Genomic DNA, 19,800 nt, shown 5'->3' on the forward strand with positions numbered 1-19,800 from the left:
ATACGTTGCTCAGCAATGAGTAACGGTCAGTATTTTGAGTGAGCAAACACTTCCCAATGGGAAGGGTTTGGACTGATTAAACGGTCCAACCGAATGCCGGAAACGGCATTACAGAGATTGAACTGAAGAGTTTGATCCTGGCTCAGATTGAACGCTGGCGGCATGCTTTACACATGCAAGTCGAACGGCAGCGCGGGGCAACCTGGCGGCGAGTGGCGAACGGGTGAGTAATATATCGGAACGTACCCAAGAGTGGGGGATAACGTAGCGAAAGTTACGCTAATACCGCATACGATCCAAGGATGAAAGCAGGGGATCTTCGGACCTTGTGCTCCTGGAGCGGCCGATATCTGATTAGCTAGTTGGTGAGGTAAAGGCTCACCAAGGCCACGATCAGTAGCTGGTCTGAGAGGACGACCAGCCACACTGGAACTGAGACACGGTCCAGACTCCTACGGGAGGCAGCAGTGGGGAATTTTGGACAATGGGCGAAAGCCTGATCCAGCAATGCCGCGTGAGTGAAGAAGGCCTTCGGGTTGTAAAGCTCTTTTGTCAGGGAAGAAACGGTGAGGGCTAATATCCCTCGCTAATGACGGTACCTGAAGAATAAGCACCGGCTAACTACGTGCCAGCAGCCGCGGTAATACGTAGGGTGCAAGCGTTAATCGGAATTACTGGGCGTAAAGCGTGCGCAGGCGGTTTTGTAAGTCTGACGTGAAATCCCCGGGCTCAACCTGGGAATTGCGTTGGAGACTGCAAGGCTAGAATCTGGCAGAGGGGGGTAGAATTCCACGTGTAGCAGTGAAATGCGTAGAGATGTGGAGGAACACCGATGGCGAAGGCAGCCCCCTGGGTCAAGATTGACGCTCATGCACGAAAGCGTGGGGAGCAAACAGGATTAGATACCCTGGTAGTCCACGCCCTAAACGATGTCTACTAGTTGTCGGGTTTTAATTAACTTGGTAACGCAGCTAACGCGTGAAGTAGACCGCCTGGGGAGTACGGTCGCAAGATTAAAACTCAAAGGAATTGACGGGGACCCGCACAAGCGGTGGATGATGTGGATTAATTCGATGCAACGCGAAAAACCTTACCTACCCTTGACATGTACGGAAGGCCGAAGAGATTTGGCTGTGCTCGAAAGAGAACCGTAACACAGGTGCTGCATGGCTGTCGTCAGCTCGTGTCGTGAGATGTTGGGTTAAGTCCCGCAACGAGCGCAACCCTTGTCATTAGTTGCTACATTTAGTTGAGCACTCTAATGAGACTGCCGGTGACAAACCGGAGGAAGGTGGGGATGACGTCAAGTCCTCATGGCCCTTATGGGTAGGGCTTCACACGTCATACAATGGTACATACAGAGGGCCGCCAACCCGCGAGGGGGAGCTAATCCCAGAAAGTGTATCGTAGTCCGGATCGCAGTCTGCAACTCGACTGCGTGAAGTTGGAATCGCTAGTAATCGCGGATCAGCATGTCGCGGTGAATACGTTCCCGGGTCTTGTACACACCGCCCGTCACACCATGGGAGCGGGTTTTACCAGAAGTAGGTAGCTTAACCGTAAGGAGGGCGCTTACCACGGTAGGATTCGTGACTGGGGTGAAGTCGTAACAAGGTAGCCGTATCGGAAGGTGCGGCTGGATCACCTCCTTTCTAGAGTAGCACCGGTGGCGAAAGCCACATCATCAAGCGTCCACGCTTATCGACTGTTGAACAAGTAAAGAACAGTTTTATCGGGGCTGTAGCTCAGCTGGTTAGAGCACCGTGTTGATAACGCGGGGGTCGTTGGTTCGAGTCCAACCAGCCCTACCAATCAGCACTAGCATCACCTAATGGGGGATTAGCTCAGCTGGGAGAGCACCTGCTTTGCAAGCAGGGGGTCGTCGGTTCGATCCCGTCATCCTCCACCAAAAAGTTCAAACGTAAGACTCCGGTTTTAGGTTTGATCTTTTCGAGATCACTGTTTTTTCGTTCTTTAACAATCTGGAAGAAGTAAAGTTTTTAAGTATGTAGCGCAAATCGGAAACGAGATGTGATGCATGCTTGGGTAGTAGTATTTGTATCATTGCAACACAGCTGTACTCTTGTACCTGTGACGATCTCTGTTGTCAGCAGAGGCCAACGTTATAGGGACAAGCGAATAAGTGCACATGGTGGATGCCTTGGCGATTACAGGCGATGAAGGACGTAGTAGCTTGCGATAAGCTGCGGGGAGCTAGCAAACGAGCTTTGATCCGCAGATTTCCGAATGGGGAAACCCGGCCTTTATAGGTCATTGCATACTGAATACATAGGTATGCAAAGCGAACGCGGCGAACTGAAACATCTAAGTAGCTGCAGGAAAAGAAATCAACCGAGATTCCCAAAGTAGTGGCGAGCGAAATGGGATGAGCCTGTATGTAATAGTCGATCGGATAGTGGAAGCTTCTGGAAATAAGCGCCATAGAGGGTGATAGCCCCTTACACGAAATTCGAACGGTGGTACTAAGCATACGACAAGTAGGGCGGGACACGAGAAATCCTGTCTGAACATGGGGGGACCATCCTCCAAGGCTAAATACTCGTAATCGACCGATAGTGAACCAGTACCGTGAGGGAAAGGCGAAAAGAACCCCGGGAGGGGAGTGAAATAGATCCTGAAACCGTGTGCATACAAACAGTAGGAGCGGACTTGTTCCGTGACTGCGTACCTTTTGTATAATGGGTCAGCGACTTACATTCAGTGGCGAGGTTAACCGTATAGGGGAGCCGTAGAGAAATCGAGTCCGAATAGGGCGACAGTCGCTGGGTGTAGACCCGAAACCAAGTGATCTACCCATGGCCAGGATGAAGGTGCGGTAACACGCCCTGGAGGTCCGAACCCACTAATGTTGAAAAATTAGGGGATGAGCTGTGGGTAGGGGTGAAAGGCTAAACAAACTTGGAAATAGCTGGTTCTCTCCGAAAACTATTTAGGTAGTGCCTCAAGTATCACCATCGGGGGTAGAGCACTGTTATGGCTAGGGGGTCATTGCGACTTACCAAACCATTGCAAACTCCGAATACCGATGAGTGCGAGCTTGGGAGACAGACATCGGGTGCTAACGTCCGGTGTCAAGAGGGAAACAACCCAGACCGCCAGCTAAGGTCCCAAAGATTGGCTAAGTGGAAAACGAAGTGGGAAGGCTAAAACAGTCAGGATGTTGGCTTAGAAGCAGCCATCATTTAAAGAAAGCGTAATAGCTCACTGATCGAGTCGTCCTGCGCGGAAGATGTAACGGGGCTAAGCCAGTCACCGAAGCTGCGGATATTTTTCTCGTAATTTATTACTTGATCAATATGGTAGGAGAGCGTTCTGTAAGCCTGCGAAGGTGTCTTGTAAAGGATGCTGGAGGTATCAGAAGTGCGAATGCTGACATGAGTAGCGATAATGGGGGTGAAAAGCCTCCACGCCGTAAGCCCAAGGTTTCCTGTTCAACGTTCATCGGAGCAGGGTGAGTCGGCCCCTAAGGCGAGGCAGAGATGCGTAGCTGATGGGAAGCAGGTTAATATTCCTGCACCGTCGTATGATGCGATGGGGGGACGGATCGCGGAAGGTTGTCTAGCTGTTGGAATAGCTAGTTTTTGACTCATAGAAGGTGCTTAGGCAAATCCGGGCACGTAATTCAAGGGGTTGAGACGAGGAACTTAGGTTCTGAAGCAATCGGAAGTGGTTCCAAGAAAAGCCTCTAAGCTTCAGTCATACGAGACCGTACCGCAAACCGACACAGGTGGGCGAGATGAGTATTCTAAGGCGCTTGAGAGAACTCGGGAGAAGGAACTCGGCAAATTGGTACCGTAACTTCGGGATAAGGTACGCCCTAGTAGTTTGATTGGTTTACTCCATGAGGATGAACGGGTTGCAATAAAATGGTGGCTGCGACTGTTTAATAAAAACACAGCACTCTGCAAACACGAAAGTGGACGTATAGGGTGTGACGCCTGCCCGGTGCTGGAAGATTAAATGATGGGGTGCAAGCTCTTGATTGAAGTCCCAGTAAACGGCGGCCGTAACTATAACGGTCCTAAGGTAGCGAAATTCCTTGTCGGGTAAGTTCCGACCTGCACGAATGGCGTAACGATGGCCACACTGTCTCCTCCCGAGACTCAGCGAAGTTGAAATGTTTGTGATGATGCAATCTACCCGCGGCTAGACGGAAAGACCCCATGAACCTTTACTGTAGCTTTGCATTGGACTTTGAATCAATCTGTGTAGGATAGGTGGGAGGCTTTGAAGCGGACACGCTAGTGTTCGTGGAGCCAACCTTGAAATACCACCCTGGTTCATTTGAGGTTCTAACCTTGGTCCGTTATCCGGATCGGGGACAGTGCATGGTAGGCAGTTTGACTGGGGCGGTCTCCTCCTAAAGTGTAACGGAGGAGTTCGAAGGTACGCTAATTACGGTCGGACATCGTGATGATAGTGCAATGGCATAAGCGTGCTTAACTGCGAGACCGACAAGTCGAGCAGGTACGAAAGTAGGACATAGTGATCCGGTGGTTCTGTATGGAAGGGCCATCGCTCAACGGATAAAAGGTACTCTGGGGATAACAGGCTGATTCCTCCCAAGAGTTCATATCGACGGGGGAGTTTGGCACCTCGATGTCGGCTCATCACATCCTGGGGCTGTAGCCGGTCCCAAGGGTATGGCTGTTCGCCATTTAAAGTGGTACGTGAGCTGGGTTTAAAACGTCGTGAGACAGTTTGGTCCCTATCTGCCGTGGGCGTTGGAAATTTGAAGGGGGCTGCTCCTAGTACGAGAGGACCGGAGTGGACGAACCTCTGGTGTACCGGTTGTCACGCCAGTGGCATTGCCGGGTAGCTAAGTTCGGAAGAGATAACCGCTGAAAGCATCTAAGCGGGAAACTTGCCTTGAGATGAGATTTCCCAGAGCCTTGAGCTCTTTAAAGGGTCGTTCGAGACCAGGACGTTGATAGGCTGGGTGTGGAAGTGCAGTAATGCATTAAGCTAACCAGTACTAATTGCCCGTACGGCTTGTCCCTATAACCTTGGTAGTCCAGGGTTAGCAAGAGTTCAGCTGTTGTTGATACAAATACGACCCCAAAATAAAAACTACTTCTTCCAGATTCAGAGTGTCACCTGACGTAGGGTGGATGGCTATGCCATCCACGCGTTCAAGCGACATTCGTACAAGTTATGCCTGATGACCATAGCAAGTCGGTCCCACCCCTTCCCATCCCGAACAGGACCGTGAAACGACTTTGCGCCGATGATAGTGCTGCAACCAGTGTGAAAGTAGGTTATCGTCAGGCTAGTTATATAGAAAAGCCCCGCTCAGTGATCTGAGTGGGGCTTTTCGCTTTGGGCCTTCAGAAGTTCCCCCGCATTGACCTGGGCGCAACCCCGCACTATAGTCGCCAATCGACCTGGCAGCTCGTCGAGTTTCGCGAGGGCGTCACCGATGTCGCCGCGCGCGCCGGCCTGGAAGCCGCGCTGGAAGCAGCAGGCCTGCTTGACGCCTGGGTTAGTCCCGACGGCGCCATCGACGCCGGCGCCGATGCGCCGCGATTCGACACGCTGCTACGCGCGCGGACCGTGCAGCCAGCCTCGCTTGTTGCCTGGTTGGCGCCGTCGCAATCGTGCCCGGTCGACCCGCGCCAGGTCGAATCCTTGCTCGCATCGATCGCCTGCAGTGATGGTGACGATGACCTGGTTGCCGAAGCCTGGGTGGCGCCCGACGGGCGCTTTCGTATAGGACCGTTGAGCGGCGCCTGGAACAAGCCGGCCGCCGCGTACATCGGTGCGGCCAGCCGTGCCGAAGCGCGCCGACGGCGCATTGCGGAAATTGGCGCGCTGCTGGTCGCGCTGGGGCGCGAGCAGGCCCTGCTCGACGATGCACTTGCGCGCCTGGCGCTGCGGCGCAGCCACGCTGGCTTGGACTGGGACGCAGCGCCGTCGGACACGGCGTTGCGCAGCGCGCACGTGCAGGTCGGCGCGCTGGAGCGTGAGCGGCGCCAGGCGGCCGAGCGCGTGGCTGGCGCCGAGTCGCGACTCGTTGTCGCTCTCGATGCCTGGCGCGCGGCGCGTACGGCACTGCTGCGCGACGCCGCCGACCTGCAACTACCCCCCGAAGAAGACGCACTGGCGGCGGTGTCAGTAGCGCTCGACGCAGCCGGGCAGGCGCTTCAGGATCTGCTGCTGCAGGCCCAGAGCGTCCGGCAGGCATTGCCGGAGCGGCGGCGCCAGCAACAACGCGCCGACGAGAGGCGCCAGGAACTGGCAGAGCGGGAAGAGCACCACGCGCGTTGCGCCGAAGCAGTCGAGGAGGCCAGAACGCGCCTGGACACGCTGCGCGAACGCGTCGGTGCGCAGGTGAGTGAGCTCACGGCCCGTCTGGCTGCCACGCGGCAGGCAGTGGTCAACGGCGAAGCGGCGCTCAAGCTTGCCCGCAACCGGCTTGGCGCGGCCAGCGAGGCGCGAGCGCGCAGCGAGCAGCGCGCCGAGAGTGCGGCGGCCGTCCTGGAAGAACGGACCTTACTGCGCCATGGCGCCGTGAGGGGCCTCGAGCAATTCAATGCCACCGGCTTGTTGGCCATCGCGCTGCCCGAACTCGAGTTACCGGCCGCCGGCTGGGGCTTTGACGCCGCGCTGGGCGTGGCGCGCCGCGCCGAGCAACTGTTGCAGGAAGTCGACGCCGAGGACGCCGACTGGTCGCGCGTGCAAAGCGCGTTCTCGCGCGACTATTCCGATTTGCTTACCGCGCTTACGGCACTGGGCCATCAGGGGCAGGCCGAGCCAAGCGACTACGGCATGATCGTGACAATCGTCTACCAGAACCGGCTGCAGCGGCCGGATGTCATCGAAGCTGCCGTGCGCGGTGAAATCGTCCAGCGCCACGAGCTGCTGACTGCGCGCGAAACCGAGGTCCTGGAAAACCACCTGCAGGCCGAAGTGGCAGCGGCAATCCAGCGCCGCCTGCAGGAGGCCGACCGGCGCGTGGCCGCCATCAACGCCGAACTGGCAAAGCGTCCGACATCGACCGGTGTGCGCTTTCGCCTGTTGTGGCAAGAACTGGAGGAGGGCAGCGAGGGCGCGCCGGTGGGACTCGACGCGGCGCGCAAGCGCCTGCTCAACACGAGCTACGATGCCTGGTCGCCAGAGGATCGGCAAGTGGTGGGAAGGATGCTGCAGAACCGCATCGCGACCGAACGCGCGCGCGACGATGCCAGTCGCAGCGGCAGCCTGCTCGAACTGCTGGCGCGCGCGCTGGATTACCGGCGCTGGCACCGCTTCCGCGTGCAGCGTTGGCAAGACGGGCAATGGCGGCCGCTGTCGGGGCCTGCGTCCAGTGGCGAACGTGCACTGGGCCTGACCGTGCCCCTGTTCGCCGCAGTGTCGAGTTTTTATACGCATGCCGGATCGCGCCACGCGCCACGTCTGGTACTGCTTGATGAAGCCTTTGCCGGCATCGATGACGCCGCGCGTGCACACTGCATGGCTCTGGTGCGCGAGTTCGACCTGGACTTCGTCATGACCAGTGAGCGTGAATGGGCCTGTTACGCCGAACTGCCGGGCGTGTCGATTTGCCAGCTGCAGCGGCACGAAGGCATCGATGCTGTGTATGTATCGCGCTGGAGTTGGGATGGCCGCGCGAAACGACTCGAAGAAGATGGCGTGCGGCGCTTCCCTGACGTGGCCGACGCCACCACCGCCGCATGAGCGAAGTGAACGCACGACTGACGCGCTTGCTCGGCGGCGTAGTCCTGGCGCCACTGCGGGCGCGGCTGCGCAGCCGGTATCAACGCGGCCGCAGTGGCGGTGTGGTCACGCTTGGTAAGCTGGATCGGGGAGAGCGCGATGCCCTGGCCGGGCTGCTCGGCCGGCGTCCGAGCGAAGGCGGATCGCTGCGCTTCGATATCGACGAACTCGACGCGCGCCTGCGTGAAGCCGGACTGGCCACGTCCTTGCGCCATGCGCTCGAGCTGCTCGACGGGCCGCTGATCGACCTGGTTTCCGCGCGTGCGGAAACGGCGCGCCAGTGGGATGCCATTCGCCTGACGGCGGTCAATGTGCGGTTGGCCGCCTTTCTCGCCGATGGCCGCGGCCTGGGCCTGCTCAAGCGGCTGGCCAATGACCTGCCCGTCGCGGCGCAGCTGATCGATCAGGTACAGACCGTGCTGGCCCAACTACCGGCGGCGGCTGTCACACGATCGCATCTGGCGGCGCAGTTGCTGGGCGATGCGCATGCACTCGACCCAGGCAGCCCGGTTGCCACCATTGTGCTGGCGGTCCTGCGGCGTGCGCGCGCCGACGATGACGACTACCAGGGCGAGGAAACAGTGCGCGAGCTGTGGGCGGCTGCTGGTGTAATGGTCAATGAGCTAGCGCGGCCGGCGTTGTTCCTGAACTTGCCGCGCCACGCAGGCCGTGACTGTGCCACTGGTGAGCCGGACTACCTGTCGCTGCGCGCGCTGCTGCGCTCTGCGCCGGCCTGGGACGTTGCCAAGCGCGACGTCTATGTTTGTGAAAACCCGAACCTGGTGGCGATCGCTGCCGACACGCTGGGGCGGCACTGCGCGCCGTTGGTCTGCACCGACGGCATGCCTGCCGCAGCGCAACGAACCTTGTTGTTGCAACTGGCTGCAGCTGGTGCACGGCTGCGGTATCACGGCGACTTCGACTGGCCCGGAATAGCGATTGCCAATACGGTCGTTGACATGGTCGGTGCGGCGCCCTGGCGCTTTGACGCAGCCGATTACTGCGCCGCACTTGAACGCAGCATCGGCGCCAGTCGGCCGCTGGCGGGAAACCCGGTGCAGGCGCGGTGGGATGGCGCTCTGACTGCAGCGATGCAGGTGCGGGGCCGCGCGTTCGATGAAGAAGCGCTTGCCGGAGCGCTGCTCGTTGATTTGGACGGGCGTTGTTAACGTGGCCCTTGCCAGAGGCGTATTTGGCTTGCCGTGATTCGCCCCCTCATGAAAACGACAACGAAATCAAATAGTTGCGGTAACACTAAGGCCGCTTGATTTTGCGGGATGTCAAAAAAGAAGTTGACGAACATCGAAAAACACTGCATAATCTCTTTCCTCTGCTGCTGACGAACAAAACGATTCGAAGCAAGCGGCAGATGAAGCAGCACCAGATAAAGTTCTTTAAAAATTAACAGTCGATAAGTGTGGGCGTTTGATGAAGGTGCCAAGAACTTCGGTTCTTGATTACTTAAATTATCAAATGTTCACAAAAAAGAAATACGTTGCTTCAGCAATGAAGTAACGGTCAGTATTTTGAGTGGGCGACCCCTGCAGCAATGCAGGGTGGCAGAAATGCCAACAAACAGAGATTGAACTGAAGAGTTTGATCCTGGCTCAGATTGAACGCTGGCGGCATGCTTTACACATGCAAGTCGAACGGCAGCGCGGGGCAACCTGGCGGCGAGTGGCGAACGGGTGAGTAATATATCGGAACGTACCCAAGAGTGGGGGATAACGTAGCGAAAGTTACGCTAATACCGCATACGATCTAAGGATGAAAGCAGGGGATCTTCGGACCTTGTGCTCCTGGAGCGGCCGATATCTGATTAGCTAGTTGGTGAGGTAAAGGCTCACCAAGGCCACGATCAGTAGCTGGTCTGAGAGGACGACCAGCCACACTGGAACTGAGACACGGTCCAGACTCCTACGGGAGGCAGCAGTGGGGAATTTTGGACAATGGGCGAAAGCCTGATCCAGCAATGCCGCGTGAGTGAAGAAGGCCTTCGGGTTGTAAAGCTCTTTTGTCAGGGAAGAAACGGTTTGGGCTAATACCCTGAGCTAATGACGGTACCTGAAGAATAAGCACCGGCTAACTACGTGCCAGCAGCCGCGGTAATACGTAGGGTGCAAGCGTTAATCGGAATTACTGGGCGTAAAGCGTGCGCAGGCGGTTTTGTAAGTCTGACGTGAAATCCCCGGGCTCAACCTGGGAATTGCGTTGGAGACTGCAAGGCTAGAATCTGGCAGAGGGGGGTAGAATTCCACGTGTAGCAGTGAAATGCGTAGAGATGTGGAGGAACACCGATGGCGAAGGCAGCCCCCTGGGTCAAGATTGACGCTCATGCACGAAAGCGTGGGGAGCAAACAGGATTAGATACCCTGGTAGTCCACGCCCTAAACGATGTCTACTAGTTGTCGGGTTTTAATTAACTTGGTAACGCAGCTAACGCGTGAAGTAGACCGCCTGGGGAGTACGGTCGCAAGATTAAAACTCAAAGGAATTGACGGGGACCCGCACAAGCGGTGGATGATGTGGATTAATTCGATGCAACGCGAAAAACCTTACCTACCCTTGACATGTACGGAAGGCCGAAGAGATTTGGTTGTGCTCGAAAGAGAACCGTAACACAGGTGCTGCATGGCTGTCGTCAGCTCGTGTCGTGAGATGTTGGGTTAAGTCCCGCAACGAGCGCAACCCTTGTCATTAGTTGCTACATTTAGTTGAGCACTCTAATGAGACTGCCGGTGACAAACCGGAGGAAGGTGGGGATGACGTCAAGTCCTCATGGCCCTTATGGGTAGGGCTTCACACGTCATACAATGGTACATACAGAGGGCCGCCAACCCGCGAGGGGGAGCTAATCCCAGAAAGTGTATCGTAGTCCGGATCGCAGTCTGCAACTCGACTGCGTGAAGTTGGAATCGCTAGTAATCGCGGATCAGCATGTCGCGGTGAATACGTTCCCGGGTCTTGTACACACCGCCCGTCACACCATGGGAGCGGGTTTTACCAGAAGTAGGTAGCTTAACCGCAAGGAGGGCGCTTACCACGGTAGGATTCGTGACTGGGGTGAAGTCGTAACAAGGTAGCCGTATCGGAAGGTGCGGCTGGATCACCTCCTTTCTAGAGTAGCACCGGAGACGAAAGTCTCATCATCAAGCGTCCACGCTTATCGACTGTTGAACAAGTAAAGAACAGTTTTATCGGGGCTGTAGCTCAGCTGGTTAGAGCACCGTGTTGATAACGCGGGGGTCGTTGGTTCGAGTCCAACCAGCCCTACCAATCAGCACTAGCATCACCTAATGGGGGATTAGCTCAGCTGGGAGAGCACCTGCTTTGCAAGCAGGGGGTCGTCGGTTCGATCCCGTCATCCTCCACCATTACGGTAAAAGTTCAAACGTAAGTCATCATCTAGTAGTTAGGTGAATGGATTTAGGTTTGGTCTTTTCGAGATCACTGTTTTTTCGTTCTTTAACAATCTGGAAGAAGTAAAGTTTTTAAGCACATGCGACAGCATGTGCTTGGGTAGTAGTATTTGTATCATTGCAACACAGCTGTACTCTTGTACCTGTGACGATCTCTGTTGTCAGCAGAGGCCAACGTTATAGGGACAAGCGAATAAGTGCACATGGTGGATGCCTTGGCGATTACAGGCGATGAAGGACGTAGTAGCTTGCGATAAGCTGCGGGGAGCTAGCAAACGAGCTTTGATCCGCAGATTTCCGAATGGGGAAACCCGGCCTTTATAGGTCATTGCATACTGAATACATAGGTATGCAAAGCGAACGCGGCGAACTGAAACATCTAAGTAGCTGCAGGAAAAGAAATCAACCGAGATTCCCAAAGTAGTGGCGAGCGAAATGGGATGAGCCTGTATGTAATAGTCGATCGGATAGTGGAAGCCTCTGGAAATAGGCGCCATAGAGGGTGATAGCCCCTTACACGAAATTCGAACGGTGGTACTAAGCATACGACAAGTAGGGCGGGACACGAGAAATCCTGTCTGAACATGGGGGGACCATCCTCCAAGGCTAAATACTCGTAATCGACCGATAGTGAACCAGTACCGTGAGGGAAAGGCGAAAAGAACCCCGGGAGGGGAGTGAAATAGATCCTGAAACCGTGTGCATACAAACAGTAGGAGCGGACTTGTTCCGTGACTGCGTACCTTTTGTATAATGGGTCAGCGACTTACATTCAGTGGCGAGGTTAACCGTATAGGGGAGCCGTAGAGAAATCGAGTCCGAATAGGGCGACAGTCGCTGGGTGTAGACCCGAAACCAAGTGATCTACCCATGGCCAGGATGAAGGTGCGGTAACACGCCCTGGAGGTCCGAACCCACTAATGTTGAAAAATTAGGGGATGAGCTGTGGGTAGGGGTGAAAGGCTAAACAAACTTGGAAATAGCTGGTTCTCTCCGAAAACTATTTAGGTAGTGCCTCAAGTATCACCATCGGGGGTAGAGCACTGTTATGGCTAGGGGGTCATTGCGACTTACCAAACCATTGCAAACTCCGAATACCGATGAGTGCGAGCTTGGGAGACAGACATCGGGTGCTAACGTCCGGTGTCAAGAGGGAAACAACCCAGACCGCCAGCTAAGGTCCCAAAGATTGGCTAAGTGGAAAACGAAGTGGGAAGGCTAAAACAGTCAGGATGTTGGCTTAGAAGCAGCCATCATTTAAAGAAAGCGTAATAGCTCACTGATCGAGTCGTCCTGCGCGGAAGATGTAACGGGGCTAAGCCAGTCACCGAAGCTGCGGATATTTTTCTCGTAATTTATTACTTGATCAATATGGTAGGAGAGCGTTCTGTAAGCCTGCGAAGGTGTCTTGTAAAGGATGCTGGAGGTATCAGAAGTGCGAATGCTGACATGAGTAGCGATAATGGGGGTGAAAAGCCTCCACGCCGTAAGCCCAAGGTTTCCTGTTCAACGTTCATCGGAGCAGGGTGAGTCGGCCCCTAAGGCGAGGCAGAGATGCGTAGCTGATGGGAAGCAGGTTAATATTCCTGCACCGTCGTATGATGCGATGGGGGGACGGATCGCGGAAGGTTGTCTAGCTGTTGGAATAGCTAGTTTTTGACTCATAGAAGGTGCTTAGGCAAATCCGGGCACGTAATTCAAGGGGTTGAGACGAGGAACTTAGGTTCTGAAGCAATCGGAAGTGGTTCCAAGAAAAGCCTCTAAGCTTCAGTCATACGAGACCGTACCGCAAACCGACACAGGTGGGCGAGATGAGTATTCTAAGGCGCTTGAGAGAACTCGGGAGAAGGAACTCGGCAAATTGGTACCGTAACTTCGGGATAAGGTACGCCCTAGTAGTTTGATTGGTTTACTCCATGAGGATGAACGGGTTGCAATAAAATGGTGGCTGCGACTGTTTAATAAAAACACAGCACTCTGCAAACACGAAAGTGGACGTATAGGGTGTGACGCCTGCCCGGTGCTGGAAGATTAAATGATGGGGTGCAAGCTCTTGATTGAAGTCCCAGTAAACGGCGGCCGTAACTATAACGGTCCTAAGGTAGCGAAATTCCTTGTCGGGTAAGTTCCGACCTGCACGAATGGCGTAACGATGGCCACACTGTCTCCTCCCGAGACTCAGCGAAGTTGAAATGTTTGTGATGATGCAATCTACCCGCGGCTAGACGGAAAGACCCCATGAACCTTTACTGTAGCTTTGCATTGGACTTTGAATCAATCTGTGTAGGATAGGTGGGAGGCTTTGAAGCGGACACGCTAGTGTTCGTGGAGCCAACCTTGAAATACCACCCTGGTTCATTTGAGGTTCTAACCTTGGTCCGTTATCCGGATCGGGGACAGTGCATGGTAGGCAGTTTGACTGGGGCGGTCTCCTCCTAAAGTGTAACGGAGGAGTTCGAAGGTACGCTAATTACGGTCGGACATCGTGATGATAGTGCAATGGCATAAGCGTGCTTAACTGCGAGACCGACAAGTCGAGCAGGTACGAAAGTAGGACATAGTGATCCGGTGGTTCTGTATGGAAGGGCCATCGCTCAACGGATAAAAGGTACTCTGGGGATAACAGGCTGATTCCTCCCAAGAGTTCATATCGACGGGGGAGTTTGGCACCTCGATGTCGGCTCATCACATCCTGGGGCTGTAGCCGGTCCCAAGGGTATGGCTGTTCGCCATTTAAAGTGGTACGTGAGCTGGGTTTAAAACGTCGTGAGACAGTTTGGTCCCTATCTGCCGTGGGCGTTGGAAATTTGAAGGGGGCTGCTCCTAGTACGAGAGGACCGGAGTGGACGAACCTCTGGTGTACCGGTTGTCACGCCAGTGGCATTGCCGGGTAGCTAAGTTCGGAAGAGATAACCGCTGAAAGCATCTAAGCGGGAAACTTGCCTTGAGATGAGATTTCCCAGAGCCTTGAGCTCTTTAAAGGGTCGTTCGAGACCAGGACGTTGATAGGCTGGGTGTGGAAGTGCAGTAATGCATTAAGCTAACCAGTACTAATTGCCCGTACGGCTTGTCCCTATAACCTTGGTAGTCCAGGGTTACAAGAGTTCAGCTGTTGTTGATACAAATACGACCCCAAAATAAAAACTACTTCTTCCAGATTCAGAGTCTCGTTGCATGTGCAACGAAGCTCGTACAAGTTATGCCTGATGACCATAGCAAGTCGGTCCCACCCCTTCCCATCCCGAACAGGACCGTGAAACGACTTGGCGCCGATGATAGTGCTGCAACCAGTGTGAAAGTAGGTTATCGTCAGGCTAGTTATATAGAAAAGCCCCACTCAGTGATCTGAGTGGGGCTTTTCGCTTTGGGCGGTCGCTTTGTCATGCTCGCTCATCGATGTGACGAGCACGGTGCGCCACCCCACCGCCAACGCCCGTGAATCTGGTGCACAATGCATGCATCAGCATTGTCATTTCAATCACGGGAACAGCATGAATGAACAGGTTGCACGCAATGTCGTGCTGGCGCGCGCGATCGAGCACGCCGACGTTGGCCATACCGTACTGAGCGACGACGATCGAAAGTACGCTACCCGCAGCGCACGCGAGCTCGCCGCATGGCAGGCGGCCGATAGCCATACGGCCGTCAACCAGCAGCACTTCCTGCAGCAGCGCGCCGAGCAAATCCTCAAGCGCCTCGGCGAACGCACGCCGGCCTTCGGCGCTTTCCAGCGCCGCGCCCCCGGCATGCGCGGGATCTGGTTTGCACTGCCGTTCATTGCCTTCGTGCTTGGTGCCGCGCTAGACCGCATCGCCGATCCGCACCGGGTCGACTTGTTATCCGCGCCGTTCCTTATCATCATCGCCTGGAACCTGCTGGTGTACCTGGGTCTTTTGGTATGGGCGGTCGTGCCTGCCGCGCGCAAGAAGAAGAGCGGTGCGCCGCTGCTGCGCCGACTGAGCGTGGGCAAGGCCGTGGCGCCACGCAAGCTGCCTACTGCACTGGCCGAAGGCGTTGCCCACTTTCTGGCCGATTGGGCCGTGCTCAGTGAGCCACTCACGCGTGCGCGCCTGAGCCGCACGGTGCATCTCGCGGCTGCCGGCTTCGCACTCGGCGCCGTCGCGTCGCTGTATGCGCGTGGCCTGCTGACCCAATACGTAACGGGCTGGGAAAGCACTTTCCTCGATGCCCAGCAAGTCCATACGCTGCTGTCGTGGCTCTTCACGCCGGCACTGACCGTGTTCCCGTTCCTGCAAGGCTTCACACTGGCCGAGATCGAGCAACTGCGCTTCGGCGGTAGCGCCGGCCTGCCGGTTGGCGAACGCTGGGTCCATTTGTATGGTGCGACGTTGCTGCTGCTGGTGATCATTCCACGCGTGCTGCTCGCCATTGTTGCGGGCCTGCGCGCGCGCCATCTGTCGCGTCACTTCCCTCTGGACCTCGACCAGCCGTATTACCGCAAACTGGCCGACAGCATCGGCACCAGTGCGCCGGCCGTGCTGCGCGTGATCCCTTACACCTACACGCTCGACGAGCCACGTGACCGCGGCCTGTGGGCGATCGCCGCTGCGGCGCTGGGCGGGCAGGCGAGGGTGCAGTTGCTGCCGTCGGTCACATATGGCATCGAACCGAAGGACGCATTACGCGAGACGATGCTGAACGAAGCCGGCATCACCGTCACCACCGTGCTGTTCAGCTTAGCTGCGACGCCGGAGAAGGAAAATCACGGCGCGCTGCTCGACTACCTGGTCAAGCATGTGCCGCGCGGTGTCGCCGTGCTGCTGGACGAATCGGCGCTGCTCGAGCGTATCGGCGACCAGGTAGGCGCCGAACGCGCCGCCGAGCGTCATTCGCTGTGGCGTCAGTTCTGCAGTTTCCATGGCACCTCGGCCCATGTCGTCAATTTGCTCGAACCGGACAAGTATCCGCTTGAACTGGGTGCGGGCCTGACCCTGCCGGAGCTGCGATGATCCAGCCTGCCAAGATCCAGTTCGCCCTCGTCTCGCATACGAACAACGGCAAGACCACGCTGGCGCGTACGCTCGTTGGGATGGATGTCGGCGAAATCCGCGATGCTGCACACGTAACCCAGATTTCGCAAGGCTACCCGCTGCTGTCCACACCCGCTGGCGACTCGCTCGTGTTGTGGGACACGCCCGGTTTCGGCGATTCGGTGCGTCTGCACAAACGCCTGGCCATGGCCGGCAATCCAATCGGCTGGTTCCTGCGCGAAGTCTTCGACCGCTATCGCGACCGTCCGTTCTTCCTGAGCCAGCAGGCACTGCGCGCCGCGCGTGAAGAAGCCGACGTGGTGCTGTATCTGGTCAACTCGTCCGAGTCGCCACAGGATGCGGGCTACCTGCCGTCCGAGATGAATATCCTCGAATGGCTTGGCAAACCCGTCGTCGTGCTGCTGAACCAGATCGGGCCACCGCGTCCGGCCAGCGAAGAACAGGCCGAGCCACAGCGCTGGAAACAGCATCTGGCCCAGTACTCGGTGGTCAAGGAAGTGCTGCCGCTTGACGCCTTCGCGCGTTGCTGGGTACATGAACACGTATTCTATGAATCGGTCACGCACCTGATCGCAGCCGAGAAGCAGCCCGCCTATGCGCGCCTGCTGTCTGCCTGGGCGGCGCGCAATCGCGAGCGCTATGCAAGTGCCCTGCAGATGAACGCCGAACAGATTGCCGCTGCCGCGCGCGACACCGAGGCGTTGGAGAACCAACGACCGGGCATGTTGCGCAGCGCGTTGAAAGCGGTCGGCATCGGCAAGGACGAAGCGCGCCGTCAGGAGCTGGCGATGGCAGCGCTCGTGCAGCGCCTGAACGACGGCATCAATCACGCGACGGCGCGCATGCTGTCCCTGTATCGCATCGATCCGGGGCAGGCGGTCGCTGTCAATGCGCGCGTGCGCGACAACTTCGCGGTCAACGCGCCAGTGGACAAGGCGCAGGCTGGATTATTGGGTGCGGTGGTGGCGGGTGCAACCACCGGCCTGTCGGCTGACTTGATGGCGGGCGGCCTGACGATGGGCGCCGGCGCTTTATTGGGTGCGATCGCCGGGGGCATCACGGCTGCCGGCGCCGCGTGGGGCTTCAATCAGGGGACCGATCGTAACCAGGCAAACGTGAAGTTCGCCGATCCCTTCCTGCAGCAGATGCTGACCGGGGCGATCCTGCGCTACCTGGCGGTGGCGCATTTCGGCCGCGGGCGCGGCAACTACGTCGAAAGCGAAGCACCGCCGTTCTGGCAGGCCGAGGCCGAAAGCGCACTGGCTGCTCACAGCGTCGATAGTGCGCGCCTGTGGCAATCCGTGCGCGCCGCGCCGGACCTGGGCGCAGCCACCAAACTGGTGCAGGCTGTTCTGGTGCCGGCGGTGACGGCGACGCTCGCGCGCCTGTATCCGGATGTCGCGCTGCCGGGGCAGGAGCCGACTGCAGCGACAGCGGCACCGGCGCCGGCCCCGGTTGACCTGACTAAAACTGATACTGCGCGCTGACGCCCAGTAGCCAGTTACTGCCAGGCGCCGCTTCGTAATAGCGGCGGTTGGCGTCGCCCACGATCACCGAGCCGACATAGTCTCGGTCGAACAAGTTGTTCAGGCGCGCAAACTGGCGCAGGCGCCAGCCGCCAAACTGCTGGCTCGCCTGCACTCGGGCATTGACGACCGCGTAGCCCGGCGCTGTCTGCGCAGTATTGGTGTCTTCCGCATACACACGGCTGTTGGCGACCGTCTCGAGCGCGACGCCATAACGGCCCGCCGCTTCGGTCCAGCCCAATTCTCCGTAGAAGCTCGACTTGGGCACGCCCGGCAGGCGGCTGCCCTTTGGCACGGCGCCGAAGCCTTCGTCGTAGATCGCATGCAGCATGCTCATGGCGATGCGCGCATTCCAGCCGGCGCCCAGCTCCGCGTCCACCGACAGCTCGCCACCCTGGCGCAGCGTGGCGCTCGCGTTGCGATAGCTGGTGCGGCCACCCGACGATGCATCGACCACCAGTTCATCCTTGGTCTTTACCTGGAACACGGCGGCGTTGACGCGCACGCCGCGGGCCACCATCGCCTTGGCGCCGACTTCGAGGTGCGTGCCGATCGCCGGCTCCAGTGCGAAGTTAAAGCCCCCGCCCGTGCCTGAATAGAACGACTCGTTCATCGTTGGCGTTTCGAAGCCGCGCGCCGCGCTCGCATACACGTTCAGCGTGGGCGAAATCTTGTACAGCACACCGACCAGCGGCGTCGTATGACGGAAGTCGGTGCCGCCGCTGTCGTTGCCGTTGGAGAGATACCGGTCCTCGACGTCGAAGTCCACTCGACTGTGACGCAGGCCGCCGGTGAGCACCCACTGGTCGCGTTCCCATTCGACTTGCACGTATGGGTCGACGCTGGTCACGTCGTTCTGTTCATCGCGGCGCAGATTGCCTTTCACGCCAAAGGTCGTGCCGATGAAGTTCTCGAAACCCTGGCGCGCATCCTTGGATTGCGCCATTTCGAGGCCTGCCGTGGTGCGCAGCGTACCACCGGCGACGGTGCGCACCGCACGCCAGTTGGCGTCGATGCCATAGAAGTCGCGGTCGAAATCGATGACGCCGCCCGAGTGCGTGGCCGGCGCCTGGAAGCCGCGCGAGAACGACTGGTACTGGATCACGCGGCGGTTGCCGCCGTAAGCCGTAACCTGCAGGCGATCTTGGCCGAAGCGCTGCTCGAACGTCGCGCCGAACTGCTGATGATCGATGCTCTTGCGCGTGTCGTAGCGATCGGCCAGCGTGCGCTGCGGCGATTGCGTATCGGTGGTGTCGATCTCCCCCGCGCGTGGATCGCGGCGGAAGGTATCCCATGTCACGCCGAGCGGATCCTGCGTATCGTCTTGGCGCAGCCCGCTGGCCGTGATCACCAGGCGGCTGGTCGACGTTGGCTCGACCACCAGCTTGGCATAGGCCTGGTCGCGTGTGGCTGCACTGTGATCGCGGTAGCCATTGGTTTCGAAGCGCGACGCATCGATCAGGTAGCCGATACCGCCGCTGCGGCCCGACGCATTCGTGTCGAGCTTGCGCTGGCCGTAGCTGCCGCCGGTGAAGCTGGCTTCAACGGTCGGCCTGTCGGTCGGTTCGCGCGTGAACAGCTGGACCACGCCGCCCGAGTGATTGCCATACAACGCAGAGAAGGGGCCGCGCAGCACTTCGATGCGCTCGGCGACATCGAGGTTGAAGGTCGCGGCCTGACCCTGGCCGTCCGGCATGGTGGCCGGGATGCCATCGGCAACGAGACGCACGCCGCGCACACCGAATGCCGAACGCGTGCCGAAGCCACGTGACGAGATTTGCAGGTCTTGTGCGTAGTTCTCGCGATTGCGCACGACGACGCCAGGCACCGCGGCCAGCGCTTCGGAGGCATTCACACGCAACTGCGCGGCGCCGATCTGCGCCGCATCGACGACATCGATCGCGGCGGGCAGGTCGAAACTGGTATGTTCAGCGCGGGTGCCACTGATGACCACCACGTTCATCGGATTGCGGATGTCATCGGCAATGGCGGCGAGCGGCCAGCAGGCGCACAGGGCGGCGATCGTGGTACGGCGCAGGACAGGATGCTTCATTATTTCCCCAAAGTATTGCGTACAGAGTTGGTCTTATATTATTTAACCGGGGA

Annotated in this window: 6 protein-coding genes, 4 tRNA genes and 6 rRNA genes; 14 read left to right on the forward strand and 2 right to left on the reverse strand. The window is 57.6% G+C overall.

The window, feature by feature from the left end; genetic code table 11:
- The first annotated feature begins 119 nt into the window (after nucleotides 1-119).
- From ACZ0AJ_RS00095 to ACZ0AJ_RS00125, 7 genes are all read left to right on the forward strand, one after another.
- Nucleotides 120-1,652 (forward strand): 16S ribosomal RNA (locus ACZ0AJ_RS00095).
- A gap of 82 nt (nucleotides 1,653-1,734) precedes the next feature.
- Nucleotides 1,735-1,811: transfer RNA gene (locus ACZ0AJ_RS00100), tRNA-Ile, on the forward strand.
- Between the two features lie 22 nt (nucleotides 1,812-1,833).
- Nucleotides 1,834-1,909, forward strand: a tRNA-Ala gene (locus tag ACZ0AJ_RS00105).
- Between the two features lie 220 nt (nucleotides 1,910-2,129).
- A 23S ribosomal RNA gene (locus ACZ0AJ_RS00110) occupies nucleotides 2,130-5,021 on the forward strand.
- 157 nt (nucleotides 5,022-5,178) lie between these two features.
- A 5S ribosomal RNA gene (gene rrf / locus ACZ0AJ_RS00115) occupies nucleotides 5,179-5,291 on the forward strand.
- The 16S, 23S and 5S rRNA genes sit together here with 2 tRNA genes alongside, the layout of an rRNA operon.
- Nucleotides 5,292-5,340: 49 nt before the next feature.
- Nucleotides 5,341-7,698, forward strand: coding sequence for a TIGR02680 family protein (locus ACZ0AJ_RS00120; protein ID WP_499453103.1), 2,358 nt, complete (start codon nucleotides 5,341-5,343; stop codon nucleotides 7,696-7,698).
- Entirely contained in the window at nucleotides 7,695-8,906 is a 1,212-nt protein-coding gene (locus tag ACZ0AJ_RS00125; protein ID WP_499453105.1) for a TIGR02679 family protein, read from the forward strand. The genes ACZ0AJ_RS00120 and ACZ0AJ_RS00125 overlap by 4 nt, the downstream gene beginning before the upstream one ends.
- On the opposite strand, the gene ACZ0AJ_RS00130 is transcribed toward ACZ0AJ_RS00125, so the two are convergent.
- Entirely contained in the window at nucleotides 8,903-9,178 is a 276-nt protein-coding gene (locus tag ACZ0AJ_RS00130; RefSeq protein ID WP_499453107.1) for a hypothetical protein, read from the reverse strand. The genes ACZ0AJ_RS00125 and ACZ0AJ_RS00130 overlap by 4 nt on opposite strands.
- A 143-nt stretch (nucleotides 9,179-9,321) precedes the next feature.
- On the opposite strand from ACZ0AJ_RS00130, the gene ACZ0AJ_RS00135 reads away from it, so the two are divergent.
- From ACZ0AJ_RS00135 to ACZ0AJ_RS00165, 7 genes are all read left to right on the forward strand, one after another.
- Nucleotides 9,322-10,854 (forward strand): 16S ribosomal RNA (locus ACZ0AJ_RS00135).
- An 82-nt stretch (nucleotides 10,855-10,936) separates the two neighbouring features.
- Nucleotides 10,937-11,013, forward strand: a tRNA-Ile gene (locus ACZ0AJ_RS00140).
- Nucleotides 11,014-11,035: 22 nt separating this feature from the next.
- Nucleotides 11,036-11,111 (forward strand) — tRNA-Ala (locus ACZ0AJ_RS00145).
- Nucleotides 11,112-11,339: 228 nt separating this feature from the next.
- Nucleotides 11,340-14,231, forward strand: a 23S ribosomal RNA gene (locus tag ACZ0AJ_RS00150).
- 127 nt (nucleotides 14,232-14,358) lie between these two features.
- A 5S ribosomal RNA gene (rrf, locus tag ACZ0AJ_RS00155) occupies nucleotides 14,359-14,471 on the forward strand.
- A gap of 176 nt (nucleotides 14,472-14,647) precedes the next feature.
- Complete coding sequence (locus ACZ0AJ_RS00160; protein WP_499453108.1) at nucleotides 14,648-16,126, forward strand: DUF2868 domain-containing protein; 1,479 nt, start codon at nucleotides 14,648-14,650, stop codon at nucleotides 16,124-16,126.
- The gene (locus tag ACZ0AJ_RS00165) at nucleotides 16,123-17,655 is read left to right on the forward strand and encodes a DUF3482 domain-containing protein (protein ID WP_499453109.1); all 1,533 of its coding nucleotides are present in this window, start codon (nucleotides 16,123-16,125) and stop codon (nucleotides 17,653-17,655) included. Before ACZ0AJ_RS00160 ends, ACZ0AJ_RS00165 begins: the two co-directional genes overlap by 4 nt.
- Here ACZ0AJ_RS00165 and ACZ0AJ_RS00170 read toward each other — a convergent pair.
- Nucleotides 17,633-19,747 carry a TonB-dependent receptor family protein gene (locus ACZ0AJ_RS00170; protein WP_499453111.1) on the reverse strand — a complete coding sequence of 705 codons (2,115 nt, stop codon included), beginning with the start codon at nucleotides 19,745-19,747 and terminating at the stop codon, nucleotides 17,633-17,635. The two genes, ACZ0AJ_RS00165 and ACZ0AJ_RS00170, sit on opposite strands and share 23 nt — an antisense overlap.
- Nucleotides 19,748-19,800 lie beyond the last annotated feature (53 nt).

The organism is Telluria sp. AC161, assembly GCF_979258535.1.

What these genes read in the sequence shown, in the direction of transcription:
- ACZ0AJ_RS00125 (WP_499453105.1), top strand. Translation starts at nt 7,695, where the DNA reads ATGAGCGAAGTGAACGCACGACTGACGCGCTTGCTCGGCGGCGTAGTC.
- ACZ0AJ_RS00160 (WP_499453108.1), top strand. Translation starts at nt 14,648, where the DNA reads ATGAATGAACAGGTTGCACGCAATGTCGTGCTGGCGCGCGCGATCGAG.
- ACZ0AJ_RS00165 (WP_499453109.1), top strand. Translation starts at nt 16,123, where the DNA reads ATGATCCAGCCTGCCAAGATCCAGTTCGCCCTCGTCTCGCATACGAAC.
- ACZ0AJ_RS00170 (WP_499453111.1), bottom strand. Translation starts at nt 19,747, where the DNA reads ATGAAGCATCCTGTCCTGCGCCGTACCACGATCGCCGCCCTGTGCGCC.